Origin of the sequence: Stenotrophomonas sp. As-7 (assembly GCF_030291015.1) — a bacterium.
In the GTDB taxonomy this organism is placed as follows: domain Bacteria; phylum Pseudomonadota; class Gammaproteobacteria; order Xanthomonadales; family Xanthomonadaceae; genus Stenotrophomonas; species Stenotrophomonas lactitubi.
Map to the genome: position 1 here is coordinate 371,407 of NZ_CP127405.1, position 13,589 is coordinate 384,995.

A 13,589-nucleotide genomic window follows, 5' to 3' on the forward strand; every position below is an offset into this window, starting at 1 on the left:
TCAGGTACTCCGGGATTCGTCAGCGTCGGCGGCGTCGAGGTTGGCGTCGAGCCAATCGGCCAGGCCGGTGAGGGTGTCGAACTGCAGGTCAGGCTGCAGCTGCGGATGGTTCCAGGTGGCCGCTTCGCGGTTGATCCAGCAGCCGCGCAGGCCGGCAGCCATCGCGCCGGCCACGTCCATCTCGACGTGGTCGCCCACGTGCAGCACCTGCGCCGGGGCGACGTCCAGGCGGTCGCAGGCGGCGTGGAAAATGCTCGCTTCGGGCTTGGCCGCGCCATGCTCGCGCGCGCCCAGCTGGAAGCTGAAGTGATGGGCCAGGCCGATCCGTTCCAGGTCGGCGTTGCCGTTGCTCAACGCGGCCACCGGCACCCGCGCGGCGATCCGCGCCAGGGCGTCGAGCGCATCGGGGTAGCACTCCACCTGGTTGCGCGCGGCATAGAACACTTCATACGCCGGTTCCAGAAGGTCCAGGCTGGCGCCACTGTTTTCCAGCGCCTCCTGGATCGTCAGCCGGCGCAGCGCGCTCAGGTCGAAATGCAGGTGGGGGTTGTCGCGGAACGAGCGCTCGCGCAGTTCTCGCATGGCCGCCACCGGATACATCGCGGCGGTGGCGGGGCTGTGTTCACGCATCCAGTCGAACAGGACCTGGTCGATGCGGGCGCCGATCGGAGCGAACGGCCACAGCGTATCGTCGAGGTCGAGGGTGATGGCAAGGACAGGGAATTTCACCCCGCCATTCTACGCCTGCCCGCGCGCGCTTTCATGCGCGCGACGGGCAGGGGGCGCTGCAGGGTGCGTCAGCGCAGGTCGTAGGAGCAGCTGATGGTGGTCTGGCCGTCGAATCGCCGCACATCCAGGTTGTGCCGGCCCACTTCCCGCGTGTAGCTGCCTGCCACCGGGTCGGACAGCTTCGCCAGTGCCGCGATCTGTTCGACGCTGGCGGTGCTGAAGTACGCGGTGAAACTGTCGACGCCATCCTCGCCGCTGTCGCCGTCGTACGCCTGCAGGCGGTTCACTGGCTGGCCAAGCACCATCAGCGGCGTGGTCAACAGGAACTCACCGCTGGACTCCCCGTTTTCCGCCTGCAGCGGCGGCGGCGCCAGCAACTGGGCGATCGTTTCGAACTGCTTGGGGCTGAGGTGGCGCTGGCAGGTGACCGCTTCGACCAGCTGGGCACGCGCCTGCTCGATTGCCGGCGGCGTCGCGGCGAAAGCAGGGGTGGCAAGGCAGGCGAGGGCGAGGCAGCGTGTGGCGAACGAGGTCATCCGAACGGATCCATCCGAAAAAAGGGGGACTATTCTGCCAGTTCTGCCCTTGTTTCCGGCCCTGCCATCGGCGCGATCATTGTCCTGGCCGGCTCACTCCAGCAAGCGCGCCCAGCCCTGCATGCCCTCCAGTCGTGCCAGCACCAGCTTGATGCAGACCAGCAGCGGCACCGCCAGCAGCAGGCCGATCATGCCCCAGGCCCAGCCGAAGACCATCAGCGCCAGGATCAGCACCAGCGGTGACAGTTTCATCTGCCGGCCAAGCACGATCGGCGTCACCATCTGCCCTTCCAGGGTATGCAGGGTCAGGTAGGCGGCCGCAGGCAGCAGCGCCTGCAGCGGGTCGCGGAACTCGACGAAGCCCATCAGCAGCATCAATGCCACGCCGAGCAGCGGGCCGACATAGGGCGCGAAGTTCAACAGCGCTGCCACGGTGCCCCACAGCAGTGCCTCCTGCAGGCCGATGCCCAGCAGCATCAGCACGCCGGCCAACAGCAGGCCGACCACGGTGTTGATCACGCTGATGGTCAACACGTAGCGCGATACCTCATGCTCGATCGAGCGCAGGATGTCGCTGGTGAAGCGCTGCTGCTGCCGGTTCGGGAACAGGGCGATCGCCGCGCGCTGCAGACTCTGGCCGTAGATCATGAAGAACAATGTCAGCAGCACCACGGCCAGCACCGAGGCGGCCAGCCGCGGCGCGCGCGTCAGCATGCGGTACGGATCGTCCAGCTGGGTGCGGATCACCTGCACCTTGCGGTTGCCGTCGCCACCGGCCACACGCGCGAAATTCTCCGCCGCCTGGTTGGCCTGCTGCACCGGCTTGGTCAGGTCCTGCACCTGGCGCGCGACCTTGCGCAGCTGCTGCGGTGCTTCCTGTGCCCAGTCCATCGCCGGGCCGATCAGCTGCACCGCCAATGCACCGGTCACGCCCAGTCCGGCGCCCAGCACCAGCAGGGCGCCGAGCGCGCGCGGAATCCACAGCTTCTGCAGCAGCCGCAGGATCGGGTTGCCGACCAGGGCGAAGAACATCGCCAGCAGGACCGGCAGGATGATGTCCTGCGCCGCCCACAGGGTGAACGCCACGGCCAGGGTCGCCAGTATCACCAGCGACATCGGGCCACGTGGGCGCGGGGCGGGGGGCAGCGGTGCGGGGGCGTCCGGCGCAGGCGACGACGGGGACAACAGGGACTCGCTCATCGACGTACCGACCGGGAAAAGAAGCCCATTATCGACCCGCCGCGATCAACGCGGCGGGTAAGGATCATCAACGTTCGGACATCTCGGTGGCCGCTTCGGCCGGACGCGGCCCACGCAGCTCGGTGTCCACCGTGGGCGCCGGCTGCGCTGCCGGCCGTGCAGCTGCGGGCGCCGGCTGCTCGGTGGCCTCATCCGCCTGGTCGGCGGCATCGTCTGCGGTTTCCGCCGCCTGCGCCGCCACCACGGTGGCAAACGCGGCCTGTGCGCTGGCGAACAGGCTGGACACCGAACCCACCATCTGCAGCCAACGCGCACCGTTGACCTTGCCTGGAACCTCCAGCTTGCCGGCGATGAAACCGCCGGCCAGGCCGACCAGCACGATGCGCAGTGGTGACCAGCCCTGTCGCCAGACCTGGCTGAGTACGCCCCAGTTGTCCTGGGTCTCGCCGATGCGCACGGCCATCACCTGTTCGCAGCGCTTTACCCGCCGCTGCAGTGCACCGAACTTCATGGCTTGCCCTCCGGAATCTGCACGCCGGCATCGGGATCATCATCGGTGGGCTCATCGAACAGGCCCAACCGGGACAACTGGCGCCGGGTGGCGTGCATGCCGGTGTGGTGGAAGAAGTACGAAACGCGCCAGATCGCATAGCCGGTGACGGCCAGGCTCAGCAACGAGGTGATCAGCAGTGCCTGCAGCCAGCTCAGGCCGAAGCTCTGCAGCAGGGCGATCAGGGTGGCGGCCAGCAACAACCAGGCCGAGGCGCCGAATACGATGGCGACGCCGGCCCAGGCCAACGCACGCCCAAACGCACTGCGTGCAAGCGCGAAGTCCGCCGACGCCAACCGGCGCAGCGAACGCAGCGAGTGCTTGGCCGAATCGGCGGTCGCCCGGCCGGCAGCGCCGACCTGGCGGATGCTCTCGTCCAACGGCGGCGTGGCCGCCGGATCGGGACGTTGCGTGGTGTCTTCGCTCACGCCGCAGCTTACTTGTCGCTGCCGCGGGCCAGCTTGGCGATGATCCAGCCGGTAGCGAAGGCCACACCGAACGAGGCCAACGGACGTTCGCGGATCAGTTCAGCGGCGCTGTCGATCAGGTCCTTGCCCTTGTCCATCAGTGCGTCGACCTGTTCCTTGGCGGCGGCACCACCGAACTCGGCGGCAGCCAGGCCCGACAGCGCGCTGTCGGACAGTTCAGCCTTGACGTTGGCCTTGCCGATGCGCAGTTCGTCAGTCGCGGCACCGGTAGCGCCCTTGATCGCACCGCCGGCAGCGCTGGCGGCCTGCTTCAGGTGGGAACCGGCTTCACCCAGGTGGTCCTTCAGGTTTTCGGTATTGGTGGGGCTCATCGAATCACTCCTGTTGCGATGGGGGAACGGGTGATCGGCTCAGCCGACCTGGGCATACAGAGATAGCATCACGCGGGTATAGGGGGCGTTACGGCCAGGCGATCACCGCATCACCAACTGGCCCTGCTGCTGGCCATTGTTGCGCAGGACACGCAGCACCAGGGTCGGCGGGCGCTGCTGGAAATTGGCGCGCCAGCTGGCCAGGTCGGCGAATTCGCCAACCGTGGCATCGGTGATGATGTCGCCCTGCTGCAGGCCATTGGTCGCCGCGCGGCTGCCGCGCTTGACCTCGCTGACCAGCACGCCGCCCACGCCGGACTGGCGCAGCGATTCGGGCAGGTCGACGAAGCTGGCACCGGTCAGGCGCGGGTCCAGGCTCTCGCCGCTGACCACGCGCGCCTGTTCCTTCAGTGTTGCCTTGATCTGCAGCGGCTTGCCCTCGCGGCGAACGTCCAGGGTCAGCACGCTGCCCACCGCCGCCAGGCCTTCCACGTTGTGCAGTGCTTCGGCACTGTCCACCCGCTGGCCGTTGGCCGAGACCACCACGTCGCCCGGCTTGAGCCCTGCGGCGGCACCGGCCGAACCGGCCAGCACGCGGGTCACCAGTGCGCCACGGGTTTCGCCCAGTCCCAGGCCTTGCGCGATCTGCGCGCTCAGGTTCTGGCTTTCGATGCCCAGCGTGCCGCGCACCACCACGCCATGCTTGACCAGCTGGTCGACCACGCTGCGGGCCAGGTTCGACGGAATCGCCAGGCCCAGGCCGATGTTGCCGGCCATGCTGCCCTGCGGGTTGAAGCTGGCGGTGTTGATGCCCACCAGCTGGCCCTGCAGGTTGACCAGTGCGCCACCGGAATTGCCCGGGTTGATCGATGCATCGGTCTGGATGAAGTTCTGGTAGCCCAGCCCGCGGATGCCACTGCGGCCCACCGCCGAGACGATGCCCGAGGTGACCGTCTGGCTGAAACCGAACGGATTGCCGATGGCGACCACGAAGTCGCCCACCCGCAACTGGTCGCTGTTGCCCAGCTTGATGTCGGTCAGGTTCTGCGCCGGAATGCGGATCAGCGCGATGTCGGTGTCGCGGTCCGAGCCGAGGAATTCGGCCTTGACCGTGCGCCCGTCGGCCAGTGTCACCTGCACGTCATCGGCGTTGTCGATGACATGGTGGTTGGTCAGCACCAGGCCTTCGGTGGCATCGATGATGACACCCGAACCGAGCGATTCGTTGATCCGCTCCTGCGGAATATCCGGGAACAGGCGGCGGAAGAACGGGTCGTTGAAGAACGGGTTGCGTACCCGCACCACCTGCTTGGTGTTGACGCTGACCACCGCCGGCATCGCTTTTTCCAGCATCGGTGCAAGCGATGGCACCGCCTGCCCGGCGACCGATGCCGGCAGCGCTGCGGTGGTGGGCAGTACCGCCGGCAGCGGAGCGGCATCGGCACGGTTGTCCAGGTGCGCGTTGAGGCCAGTGGCAACGAAGCCGCCGAAGGCAGCAGCGATTGCGAGCGTAAGCAGGGTGGGAAGCGGTCGCATGGGAGTCGGTTCGCAGGCTGGGATGGGGGCCGTTGACGCATACGGTAGAACAAGCTGAATGAGTGTGTCGCGATCTGGATAAATGCCCCATGAAAATCCGACCCGTGCCGAGGGTGCCGGAGAGGTTCCGAACGCGTCATACCGCTGTTCGCGACAGCCGCGTGCGAGCGCCGCAAGGCAGGCCGACAGCGCCGTGATACACCGCGACACTTGCGCAGTTCCGCGCATCCTGACCTTGCGATGACGCTCATTGCTGCGCGGATGCGTTGCTGCTGCCAGTGCCTGCACCGGCATGCCGGCAGCAGGCGGGCGGCGCAGCACACTGCTTAAAAAAAGGGATTTCCTGACTGCGCGGCGCGTCAGCCGCCGCCATCGCTTACACCAGATGCGTCGCACCGGATGCGATTGACCGGCCGTGCCCGTTCCACGATAGCCATTGTCGGTATAGCATCGCCCCGTTTTGACAATCCAGGCCCCTAGGAGGGCAACATGAGCAACGGTAATGGTGTGTCGGTCGTGACCGACGCCGTCGAGAACGTGAAAGAAACCGCCACCAACGTCGGCGAGACCATCGCCCACGCCGCCGAAGACGCAGTGAAGTCGGTCAAGAAGACCGTCAAGCGCGCCAGCAAGGCTGCCACCACCCGCGTCGCCAAGGCCAAGAAGGTCGTGGCCAAGGTCGAGAAGACCGTTGCCAAGAAGGCCGAGAAGGCCGCCAAGTCGGTCGGCAAGACCGTAGCCAACGCCAAGAAGAAGCTGGAAGCGGCCAAGAAGAACGCCAAGGCCGAAGCGGCTGCCCTGAAGAAGGAAGTGGCCAAGAAGAAGGCGGCTGCCGGCAAGACCGTGACCAAGAAGGCTGCTGCTGCCAAGAAGACCACCAAGGCTGCCGGCAAGAAGGTCGCCACCGTGAAGAAGGCCGCCACCAAGAAGGTTGCGACCGCCAAGAAGGCTGTTGCCAAGAAGACCGCTGCTGCCAAGAAGGTTGTCGGCAAGAAGGTCGCTACCGCCAAGAAGGCTGTAGCCAAGAAGACCGTGGCCGCCAAGAAGGTTGTCGGCAAGAAGGTCGCTACCGCCAAGAAGGCTGTGGCCAAGAAGACTGTCGCTGCCAAGAAGGTCGCCGGCAAGAAGACCGTCGCCGCCAGGAAGGTCGCCGGCAAGAAGACTGTCGCTGCCAAGAAGGTTGCCGGCAAGAAGACCGCCGCTGCCAAGAAGGTCGTCGGCAAGAAGACCGCCGTCGCCAAGAAGGTTGTCGGCAAGAAGGTCGCCGCTACCCGCAAGACCGTGGCCAAGAAGGCTGCACCGCTGAAGAAGGCTGTGGCCAAGAAGGCTCCGGCCAAGAAGGCCGTGCGCAAGGCTGCCAAGCGCAAGTAATCGCGCTTCGTTCGAAGGCCCTTCCGCTCATCGGGCGGGAGGGCCTTCTGCGTTTTCGGGGGCGCTCATCCGCGCCTGGCGTGGATCTGCGGCAGCAGGCTGGGGCAAGATGAAGGTCTTCCGCAGGAGTCCTGGCCATGCGCGGTATCGATTTCAGTTCCTGGCAGGGCGTGCTGTCGACCCTGGCCGGGTTGGTCCTGATCACCCTGCTCGGCGTGGGTATCCGCCTGCTGGTGATGCAGACCCTGCAGCAGCGTCGCGAACGCGAGAACCGCCAGATCAACGAGCGGCTGCGTACCTTGATGGCGGCCTACAAGACGCTGGGTGGTTCCTTCACCGGTGAGCTGGGGGTCGACCCGGCCCATCTGCGCGACCTGCGCCAGCGCGCCCACGAAGAAGGCATCGCCGAGCCGGGCTCGGATCGGGCCAGGCGCATCCGCGATGCGGTCGAAGCGGCCCTGTCGGACATTCTGCTGCTGGGCACCGACGAGCAGGTACGACTGGCTGCCCGCGCTGCCAGTGAACTGGCGCAGGGGCGCCCGGTGCACACACACGAACTGGTGATCTCGCTGCGCGACTTCGTCCGCGAAGCGCTGGACCTTGCGCCGGTGCCGGCCGACCTGGAGATCCCGCCGCAGGGGCCTACCCGACCCGCAGGTAGCGGTGGCGGAAGTGGCAAGGGCCGCAGCGAGGGCGAAGGCAAGGGCGGTCGCACCGGTGGTGGCGGCGGCGGTGGCATGGGCGCCGGAATGGGCGGGCTGGGTGTTGGCGCGGGTGCTGCGCTGGGGGCCGGCCATGCGGCCGGCGAGGATGAAGCGGGCGCCCGCTGAGGACGCCCGCCGGGGTCAGCGCTTGAGTTCGAAGATCGGCTCGAATCCGCCGTAGATCATCCGCGCACCGTCGAACGGCATGGGATTCTTCGTCGGGTCCAACCGCGGGTCTTCCATCATCTTCTGCATGCCTGCATCGCGGGTGGCCTTGTCCGGCCACTCGATCCAGGAAAACACCACCGTTTCCTCCGCCGTGGCTTTCACCGCGCCGAAGAAGTCGGTGGTCTTGCCGTGCGGCACGTCATCGCCCCAGCACTCGACCACGCGCAGCGCGCCGTATTCGATGAAAACGGGATCACCTGTGCGTGCATGGGCGAGGAACTTCTCCTTGTTGGCGGTCGGCACTGCCAGTACGAAACCATCGATGTAGCTCATCGCTTGCCTCCGGAATGGACCATGCCAGGTGCACGGCCTTCAATGAGTCGACGCTTCAGGGCGCGGAAAATCGACATCGATTGCTGCACCGTTGAATCGAAACGCGTGCGCGTACCGCGCGCGTATGCCTGAGCCTTGCTGAATCAATGCAAAAAATTCAGCAATGCGAAGACCGCTGTTTTCAGGGAGCGTTGTGGCGAATAACGGAGAATTTACATTCCCGATGCGATGGCGCCCTGGCGCTGCTGCACACCATAAGAAAGTAAAGGTGTACCCCCATGAAGAATTCGCTGATTGCTCTGGCTCTGGCCGCTGCCCTGCCGTTCACCGCTTCGGCCGCCGAGAACCTGTCCTACAACTACGCCGAGGCTGATTACGCCAAGACCGACGTTGACGGCATCAAGGCTGATGGCTGGGGCGTGAAGGGTTCCTACGGCTTCCTGCCGAACTTCCACGCGTTCGGCGAATACAGCCGCCAGGAAGTCGACCACACCAACATCAAGGTTGACCAGTGGAAGGTCGGTGCCGGCTACAACGTCGAAATCGCTCCGTCGACCGACTTCGTTGCCCGCGTTGCCTACCAGAAGTTCGACCGCAAGCACGGCCTGGATTTCAACGGCTACAGCGCTGAAGCCGGTATCCGTACCGCGTTCGGTGCCCACGCTGAGGTCTACGGCCTGGTCGGTTACGAAGACTATTCGAAGAAGCACGGCGTCGACATCGACAGCCAGTGGTACGGCCGTCTGGGTGGTCAGGTCAAGCTGAACCAGAACTGGGGCCTGAACGGCGAGCTGAAGATGAACCGTCACGGCGACAAGGAATACACCGTCGGCCCGCGCTTCAGCTGGTAATTGCATCTACGGCGCGCCCGCGCGCTGTTCGTGCTGCAACAGGCCCGGTATTGCCGGGCCTGTTGCGTTGTGGGGAATCAGAACAGAGCCTGACTGCGATGCGGGCGTCATGTTGCATTGCAATGAATTGGATTCCGCCACCGCCGGTGGCCGCCTACGGTGGATATCCCGTGCTGCCGGATACACCGCGATGCCGCCCGTCCTCCCACCGCTGCTCCCCGATCGGCCGCGCCGCCTGGCACTGCTGGATCCGCATCCGGTGCTGCGGCTGGGGGTGGAGGTGTTGCTGCGCCAGCACAGCGGCGTCCACGTGCGCGGCAGCTACGCCAACGAACGTGACCTGTTGGAACTGCTGGAGAGCGAACCGGGCAGCGTTGACCTGCTGCTGATCGATGCGCTGCCGCTGGGCGATCTTGGCGACGGCCTGCAGCTGCTGCGCGGGTTGTCCCGGCGCTGGCCCTGCGTGCCGATACTGGTGCTGTCGGCACACTGCAATGCCAGCACCGTGGCCACGACGATGCAGGCCGGTGCACGCGGCTTCCTGTCCAAGGCGACCACGCCGGAAATGCTGCTGCGCGCGGTGGACGTGGTTGCCCGCGGTGGGCGTTTCGTGCCCCCGGATCTGCGCACGCAGCTGAATCGATCACGCTCGCGGCGCATGTCGGCGCCCACCCTGGCGCCCTTGAGCAGGCGTGAGCGCGAAGTGCTGCGGCTGCTGCTGCAGGGCTGCAGCACCGGCGAAGTGGCGCGGCGCTTCCAGCGCTCGGCCAGCACCATCAGCACACAGAAGAAAGCCGCCTACCAGAAGCTGGGCATCCGCAGCGATGTCGAACTGTTCCGCATCCGCCACCTGCTGGAGTGCGGCTGACGGGCGTGCTTACTCGCCCTGGTACTGCTTTTCCTCGACCAGCGCCGAACCGGCGACACGGTTGATCTCGTTCTTCACCTGCACGCGTTCGCCATTGGTGCCGTACACGCCGCGCGCCAGCTGGATGAACGCCGCGTCGAACACCTGCGCCGCTTCCTTGTCGCGCAGCTGGTCCTGGATCTCCCACATGCGCTCGTTGATGGCCTTCAGCTGCGTCTTCAGCGCGGCCAGTGCCGGCTGTGCCTCAAGCTGCTGCTGCAGCAGGGGCAGCAGGCCGTCAAGTTCGGTGCGCACGTTGGCCAGCTTGGTCGCATCGTCGATGCGCTCGGCCTTGATCTCGAGAATGGTGATCTTGTCGATCAGCTCGCCGATCGATACCGGGGTCAGGATGGCGTCCACGTGGTTGGTTCCTGGAAATAGGCCTGCATGATACCGCGCTCGTTGCGGCGCGGATTTACGCTGAATTTGCGCTGGCGCGGCGGCATCGCCATCGAACCGTTACGGCCATGCCGTCGACACTGCCGTCCCGGGCGGACAGACCGCCTTCGACGAGGAAGTGAGTGCAGTGAAGAGCAAGGGGACGATCGTGGCCAGCGCGGCCGCACTGGCGGGGCTGCTGTGCGCCGGCAGCGTGCAGGCGCAGGTACAGGTGAGTGGCACGGCGGCAGTGACCAGCGACTATGTGTGGCGCGGCAGCTCGCAGAGCGACGGCGATCCGGCCGCGCAGGCAGGGGCAAAGGTGACGGTGGGGTCGGGCTGGTATGCCAGCGCATGGGGCTCGAATGTCTCGTTCACGCCGGACAATGGTGCACGCAGCGAGTTCGATCTCGTTGCCGGCTGGTCGGGCGCACTGTCGCCGGACTGGAGTCTGGATGCGAACCTCACCCGGTACGTCTATCCGGGCACCGGCCGCGCCCTGGACTGGACCGAACTCAATGTCACCACCAACTGGAAGCAACGCGCCTGGCTGCAGGTTGCCCACTCCAACGATGCCCTGGCCGGTGGCTATCGCGGCACCTACGCGCAGCTGGGCGTGCGGGTGCCGTTGAACGAGCGCGTGCGCCTGGAAGCAGCGGTGGGGCAGTACTGGCTGGCCACCGCGCAGGGGCCGGACTACCTGCATGGCCAGCTCAGTGCCATTGCCACGTTGACGCCGGCCTGGGAAGTGCGCGCCACCGTACATGACACCGACAGCGCCGCCAAGCGGCTGTTCCCGGGCAACGCCGGTGGACGTTGGGAGCTGGCGCTGCAGGGCAGCTTCTAGTCGGCCGATGCTGCCTGGCGGGTGCGCCAGGCAGAGGGCAGCCACACCAGCAGGGCCAGTACCGCCACCGCGGTACCGGCCACGCACACACCGGTCCAGCCGAAGCGCTGGTAGACCTGCGCCGACAGCAGCGAGCCCAGCGAGCCGCCGATGAAGTAGCCGGTCATGTAACCGGCATTGAGGCGGTTGCGGGCCTCCGGCTGCAGCGCGTAGATCAGGTTCTGGTTGCTGACATGCAGCAGCTGCGCGGCCAGGTCCAGCACCACCACGCCGACCAGCAGTGCCAGCAGCGAGTGCGCCGACAGCCCCAGCGGCAGCCAGGACAGCAACAACAGCACCAGCGCAATGGCCGTGGCCCGGCCGGTCTGGCCACGATCCGACATGCGCCCGGCAAGGCCGGCAGCCAGCGTACCGGCGGCCCCGACCAGCCCGAACAGGCCGATGGTGGCGTCGCTGTAGGCATAGGGCGGCTGCGCCAGCAGGAAGGCCAACGGCGTCCAGAAGATCGCGAACATCGCAAAGCTGCATGCGCCGAGCAGTGTGCGCTGGCGCAGCACCGGTTCCTGCACGAACAGCGTGCCGATCGAGCGCAGCAACGCGAAATAGCCCAGCCCGGCGGTGTGGTGGAAGCGCGGCAATCCACGCTGCAGGGCCAGTGCGGTCAGCACCAGCGTACCAGCGGCGATCGCATAGACCAGGCGCCAGTCGCCCAGGCTCGACAGCAGCCCGGCCACGGTGCGTGCCAGCAGGATGCCCAGCAGCAGTCCGCTCATCAGGGTGCCGACCACGCGGCCGCGATGCTCCGGTGCGGCCAGGGTGGCGGCGAACGGCACCAGTACCTGCGCCACCACCGAGAACAACCCGGTGATCGCGGTCCCGGCCAGCAGCCACGGCAACGACGGCGCGCACGCGCTGATCACCAGTCCGCTGGCCGACAACAACGTCATCACCACGATCAGCCGGCGGCGCTCGAACAGATCACCCAACGGCACCAGCAGGATGAGGCCGGCGGCGTAGCTCAACTGGGCAGCGGTGACCACCATGCCGACCTGGCCGAACGGCACGCCGAAGGCATCGGCGATGGTATGCAGCAATGGCTGCGCGTAGTAGTTGCTGGCTACCGCGACGCCGGTGGCGACCGCCATCAGCAGGATCTGCCAGCGCTGCAGGGGAGGAAGGGAAGGGGACACGCGATGTTCCGTTGAAGCAGGGCAGCACAGTGTCCGCCTGCTGCAGGCATGATGGAAATGAATCATCATCATCCCTGTCATCTGGAATTGAGATACAGGCGTGAACCTCAAGCAGCTCGAATTCGCCGTGGCCCTGGCTGAAGAGGGCAACTTCACCCGTGCGGCCGCGCGCTGCCACGTGGTGCAGTCCGCCTTGAGCCACCAGATCGCCCATCTGGAGCAGGAGCTGGACACCGTGTTGTTCGAGCGACTGCCGCGCCAGGTGCGCGCTACGGCCGCGGGCGAAGCGTTGCTGGTGCACGCGCGGCAGGTGCTGGCCAGCCTGCGCCACCTGCGTGCCGACGTCGCTGCCGTCAGTGGTGAGGTGCGCGGGCTGCTGGCGATCGGGCAGATATCGTCGCTGACCGGCATCGACGTGGTGGCGTTGCTGGCGGCCTTCCAGCAGCAGCACCCGCAGGTCGAATTCCAGTTGCGGGTGGACAAGAGCGAGACCCTGCTGGAGCAGGTGCAGTCACGTGCATTGGACGTGGCGCTGGTGGGGCTGGCACCGTCGGCCGATCTTGAAGGCGTCTGCCACCACATGCTGCAGGAAGAGGATCTGGTGGCCGTGCTGGCGCCGAAGCATCGGCTGGCCACGCGCCAGCGATTGCCGTTGGCGGCGCTGCAGGATGAAGCCCTGGTCGATTTTCCGCGGGGTACCGGCGCGCGCCGGCAGACCGATGATGCGTTCGCCGCAGCGGGCCTGCCGCATCAGGTGCGTTTCGAGGTCAACCTGATGGAACTGGTCGAGCGCTTCGTCCGCCACGGCCTGGCGGTGGGGATCGTGCCGGTGCTGATCGCCGACGATTTCGAAGGGGTGGTGCAGGTGCCTCTGCAACCGACCCCGACCCGGCGCGTACATCTGGTCTGGCAGCGCCTGCCGACGCCAGCCGCACGCGCCTTCGTCGATGCCGTGCTCAGCCGCGCAGGCGCAGGCTCAGGCCCTTGAGGAAGTTGCGCAGCATCTGGTCCAGGCAGCGCCGATAGTTCTTGTGGCCGGGCTGGCGGAACAGCGCGCCGAGTTCGGATTTGGAGACAGTGAAGCCGATGCTGGTGAAGATCTCCATCATGTCGACGTCGCGCAGCTGGAAGGCCACGCGCAGCTTCTTCAGCACCAGGTTGTTGTCGATGCGGGTTTCCACCGTGCGCGGCGCCTGGCCCTCATCCTGGCCGCGCAGGTGCAGGATCAGGCCATCGAGGAAGTGCGCCAGCGCACTGTCGCTCATCGGCTGGAAGCCCGGCTCGTCTTCACGCAGCAGCCAGGCCTTGGCCTGCTCGACATCCACCTCGAACGCCGGATCGGCCATCTGGCACAGGGTCACCACGTGGTGGTCGCCGAGGTCCAGGGAGTAGCGCACGCTGCGCAGCACATCGTTATTGATCATGGCCCATTGTACCGGCCCGGCGGCTGTAACCGGACTGTCACCGGATTGCAGCATCGTGAGCGCTGT

General features: G+C 66.5%; 17 protein-coding genes. 6 read left to right on the top strand and 11 right to left on the bottom strand.

What is annotated here, in order from left to right; all coding sequences use genetic code 11:
• The 7 genes from QP457_RS01680 to QP457_RS01710 all read right to left on the bottom strand — a co-directional run bounded on the left by QP457_RS01680 (position 1) and on the right by QP457_RS01710 (position 5,350).
• Complete coding sequence (locus QP457_RS01680; protein WP_205405812.1) at positions 1 to 729, bottom strand: HAD-IA family hydrolase; 729 nt, start codon at positions 727 to 729, stop codon at positions 1 to 3.
• Positions 730 to 797: 68 nt separating this feature from the next.
• Complete coding sequence (locus tag QP457_RS01685) at positions 798 to 1,265, bottom strand: hypothetical protein (protein ID WP_205405814.1); 468 nt, start codon at positions 1,263 to 1,265, stop codon at positions 798 to 800.
• 93 nt (positions 1,266 to 1,358) lie between these two features.
• Positions 1,359 to 2,465 carry an AI-2E family transporter gene (locus tag QP457_RS01690; protein ID WP_100554483.1) on the bottom strand — a complete coding sequence of 369 codons (1,107 nt, stop codon included), beginning with the start codon at positions 2,463 to 2,465 and terminating at the stop codon, positions 1,359 to 1,361.
• Between the two features lie 67 nt (positions 2,466 to 2,532).
• Positions 2,533 to 2,976, bottom strand: coding sequence for a protein sip-5 (locus QP457_RS01695; protein WP_205405816.1), 444 nt, complete (start codon positions 2,974 to 2,976; stop codon positions 2,533 to 2,535).
• Positions 2,973 to 3,443 (bottom strand): phage holin family protein, encoded by a 471-nt coding sequence (locus QP457_RS01700; RefSeq protein WP_025878358.1) that lies wholly within the window; start codon positions 3,441 to 3,443, stop codon positions 2,973 to 2,975. The genes QP457_RS01695 and QP457_RS01700 overlap by 4 nt, the downstream gene beginning before the upstream one ends.
• An 8-nt stretch (positions 3,444 to 3,451) precedes the next feature.
• Complete coding sequence (locus QP457_RS01705) at positions 3,452 to 3,814, bottom strand: hypothetical protein (RefSeq protein WP_025878359.1); 363 nt, start codon at positions 3,812 to 3,814, stop codon at positions 3,452 to 3,454.
• Positions 3,815 to 3,916: 102 nt separating this feature from the next.
• Positions 3,917 to 5,350 (bottom strand): Do family serine endopeptidase, encoded by a 1,434-nt coding sequence (locus tag QP457_RS01710; RefSeq protein ID WP_099819644.1) that lies wholly within the window; start codon positions 5,348 to 5,350, stop codon positions 3,917 to 3,919.
• 489 nt (positions 5,351 to 5,839) lie between these two features.
• Here QP457_RS01710 and QP457_RS01715 point away from each other — a divergent pair, with 489 nt between their 5' ends.
• On the top strand, positions 5,840 to 6,721 hold the full coding sequence (locus QP457_RS01715; RefSeq protein ID WP_205405818.1) for a histone: 882 nt from the start codon (positions 5,840 to 5,842) through the stop codon (positions 6,719 to 6,721).
• Between the two features lie 137 nt (positions 6,722 to 6,858).
• A complete protein-coding gene (locus QP457_RS01720; protein ID WP_180164374.1) occupies positions 6,859 to 7,551 on the top strand; it encodes a hypothetical protein in 693 nt (230 codons plus the stop codon).
• A gap of 15 nt (positions 7,552 to 7,566) precedes the next feature.
• On the opposite strand, the gene QP457_RS01725 is transcribed toward QP457_RS01720, so the two are convergent.
• On the bottom strand, positions 7,567 to 7,926 hold the full coding sequence (locus tag QP457_RS01725; protein ID WP_180164372.1) for a DUF1428 domain-containing protein: 360 nt from the start codon (positions 7,924 to 7,926) through the stop codon (positions 7,567 to 7,569).
• A 278-nt stretch (positions 7,927 to 8,204) separates the two neighbouring features.
• On the opposite strand from QP457_RS01725, the gene QP457_RS01730 reads away from it, so the two are divergent.
• Together QP457_RS01730 and QP457_RS01735 are read left to right on the top strand one after the other, a co-directional pair.
• Positions 8,205 to 8,777, top strand: coding sequence for an Ax21 family protein (locus tag QP457_RS01730; protein WP_089241369.1), 573 nt, complete (start codon positions 8,205 to 8,207; stop codon positions 8,775 to 8,777).
• A gap of 190 nt (positions 8,778 to 8,967) precedes the next feature.
• Positions 8,968 to 9,645 (top strand): response regulator transcription factor, encoded by a 678-nt coding sequence (locus tag QP457_RS01735; RefSeq protein WP_180164368.1) that lies wholly within the window; start codon positions 8,968 to 8,970, stop codon positions 9,643 to 9,645.
• Between the two features lie 9 nt (positions 9,646 to 9,654).
• On the opposite strand, the gene QP457_RS01740 is transcribed toward QP457_RS01735, so the two are convergent.
• Positions 9,655 to 10,044: a DUF6165 family protein gene (locus QP457_RS01740; protein WP_205405820.1), complete on the bottom strand. Its 390-nt coding sequence runs from the start codon at positions 10,042 to 10,044 to the stop codon at positions 9,655 to 9,657.
• Between the two features lie 166 nt (positions 10,045 to 10,210).
• Between QP457_RS01740 and QP457_RS01745 the strand changes: the two genes are divergently transcribed.
• Positions 10,211 to 10,909 carry a TorF family putative porin gene (locus tag QP457_RS01745; protein WP_205405822.1) on the top strand — a complete coding sequence of 233 codons (699 nt, stop codon included), beginning with the start codon at positions 10,211 to 10,213 and terminating at the stop codon, positions 10,907 to 10,909.
• On the opposite strand, the gene QP457_RS01750 is transcribed toward QP457_RS01745, so the two are convergent.
• Positions 10,906 to 12,099, bottom strand: a complete 1,194-nt coding sequence (locus tag QP457_RS01750) for an MFS transporter (RefSeq protein ID WP_205405824.1) — start codon at positions 12,097 to 12,099, stop codon at positions 10,906 to 10,908. The genes QP457_RS01745 and QP457_RS01750 overlap by 4 nt on opposite strands.
• A gap of 100 nt (positions 12,100 to 12,199) precedes the next feature.
• Here QP457_RS01750 and QP457_RS01755 point away from each other — a divergent pair, with 100 nt between their 5' ends.
• Positions 12,200 to 13,087 (top strand): LysR family transcriptional regulator, encoded by an 888-nt coding sequence (locus tag QP457_RS01755; protein ID WP_205405826.1) that lies wholly within the window; start codon positions 12,200 to 12,202, stop codon positions 13,085 to 13,087.
• Here the strand turns inward: QP457_RS01755 and QP457_RS01760 are convergent.
• Positions 13,056 to 13,523, bottom strand: a complete 468-nt coding sequence (locus QP457_RS01760; RefSeq protein WP_100554490.1) for a DUF1456 family protein — start codon at positions 13,521 to 13,523, stop codon at positions 13,056 to 13,058. The two genes, QP457_RS01755 and QP457_RS01760, sit on opposite strands and share 32 nt — an antisense overlap.
• Positions 13,524 to 13,589: the final 66 nt, after the last annotated feature.

Coding starts and splice junctions, on each gene's coding strand:
- QP457_RS01685 (WP_205405814.1), bottom strand. CDS start 1,265: ATGACCTCGTTCGCCACACGCTGCCTCGCCCTCGCCTGCCTTGCCACC.
- QP457_RS01715 (WP_205405818.1), top strand. CDS start 5,840: ATGAGCAACGGTAATGGTGTGTCGGTCGTGACCGACGCCGTCGAGAAC.
- QP457_RS01725 (WP_180164372.1), bottom strand. CDS start 7,926: ATGAGCTACATCGATGGTTTCGTACTGGCAGTGCCGACCGCCAACAAG.
- QP457_RS01720 (WP_180164374.1), top strand. CDS start 6,859: ATGCGCGGTATCGATTTCAGTTCCTGGCAGGGCGTGCTGTCGACCCTG.
- QP457_RS01735 (WP_180164368.1), top strand. CDS start 8,968: ATGCCGCCCGTCCTCCCACCGCTGCTCCCCGATCGGCCGCGCCGCCTG.
- QP457_RS01695 (WP_205405816.1), bottom strand. CDS start 2,976: ATGAAGTTCGGTGCACTGCAGCGGCGGGTAAAGCGCTGCGAACAGGTG.
- QP457_RS01690 (WP_100554483.1), bottom strand. CDS start 2,465: ATGAGCGAGTCCCTGTTGTCCCCGTCGTCGCCTGCGCCGGACGCCCCC.
- QP457_RS01760 (WP_100554490.1), bottom strand. CDS start 13,523: ATGATCAATAACGATGTGCTGCGCAGCGTGCGCTACTCCCTGGACCTC.
- QP457_RS01730 (WP_089241369.1), top strand. CDS start 8,205: ATGAAGAATTCGCTGATTGCTCTGGCTCTGGCCGCTGCCCTGCCGTTC.
- QP457_RS01705 (WP_025878359.1), bottom strand. CDS start 3,814: ATGAGCCCCACCAATACCGAAAACCTGAAGGACCACCTGGGTGAAGCC.
- QP457_RS01710 (WP_099819644.1), bottom strand. CDS start 5,350: ATGCGACCGCTTCCCACCCTGCTTACGCTCGCAATCGCTGCTGCCTTC.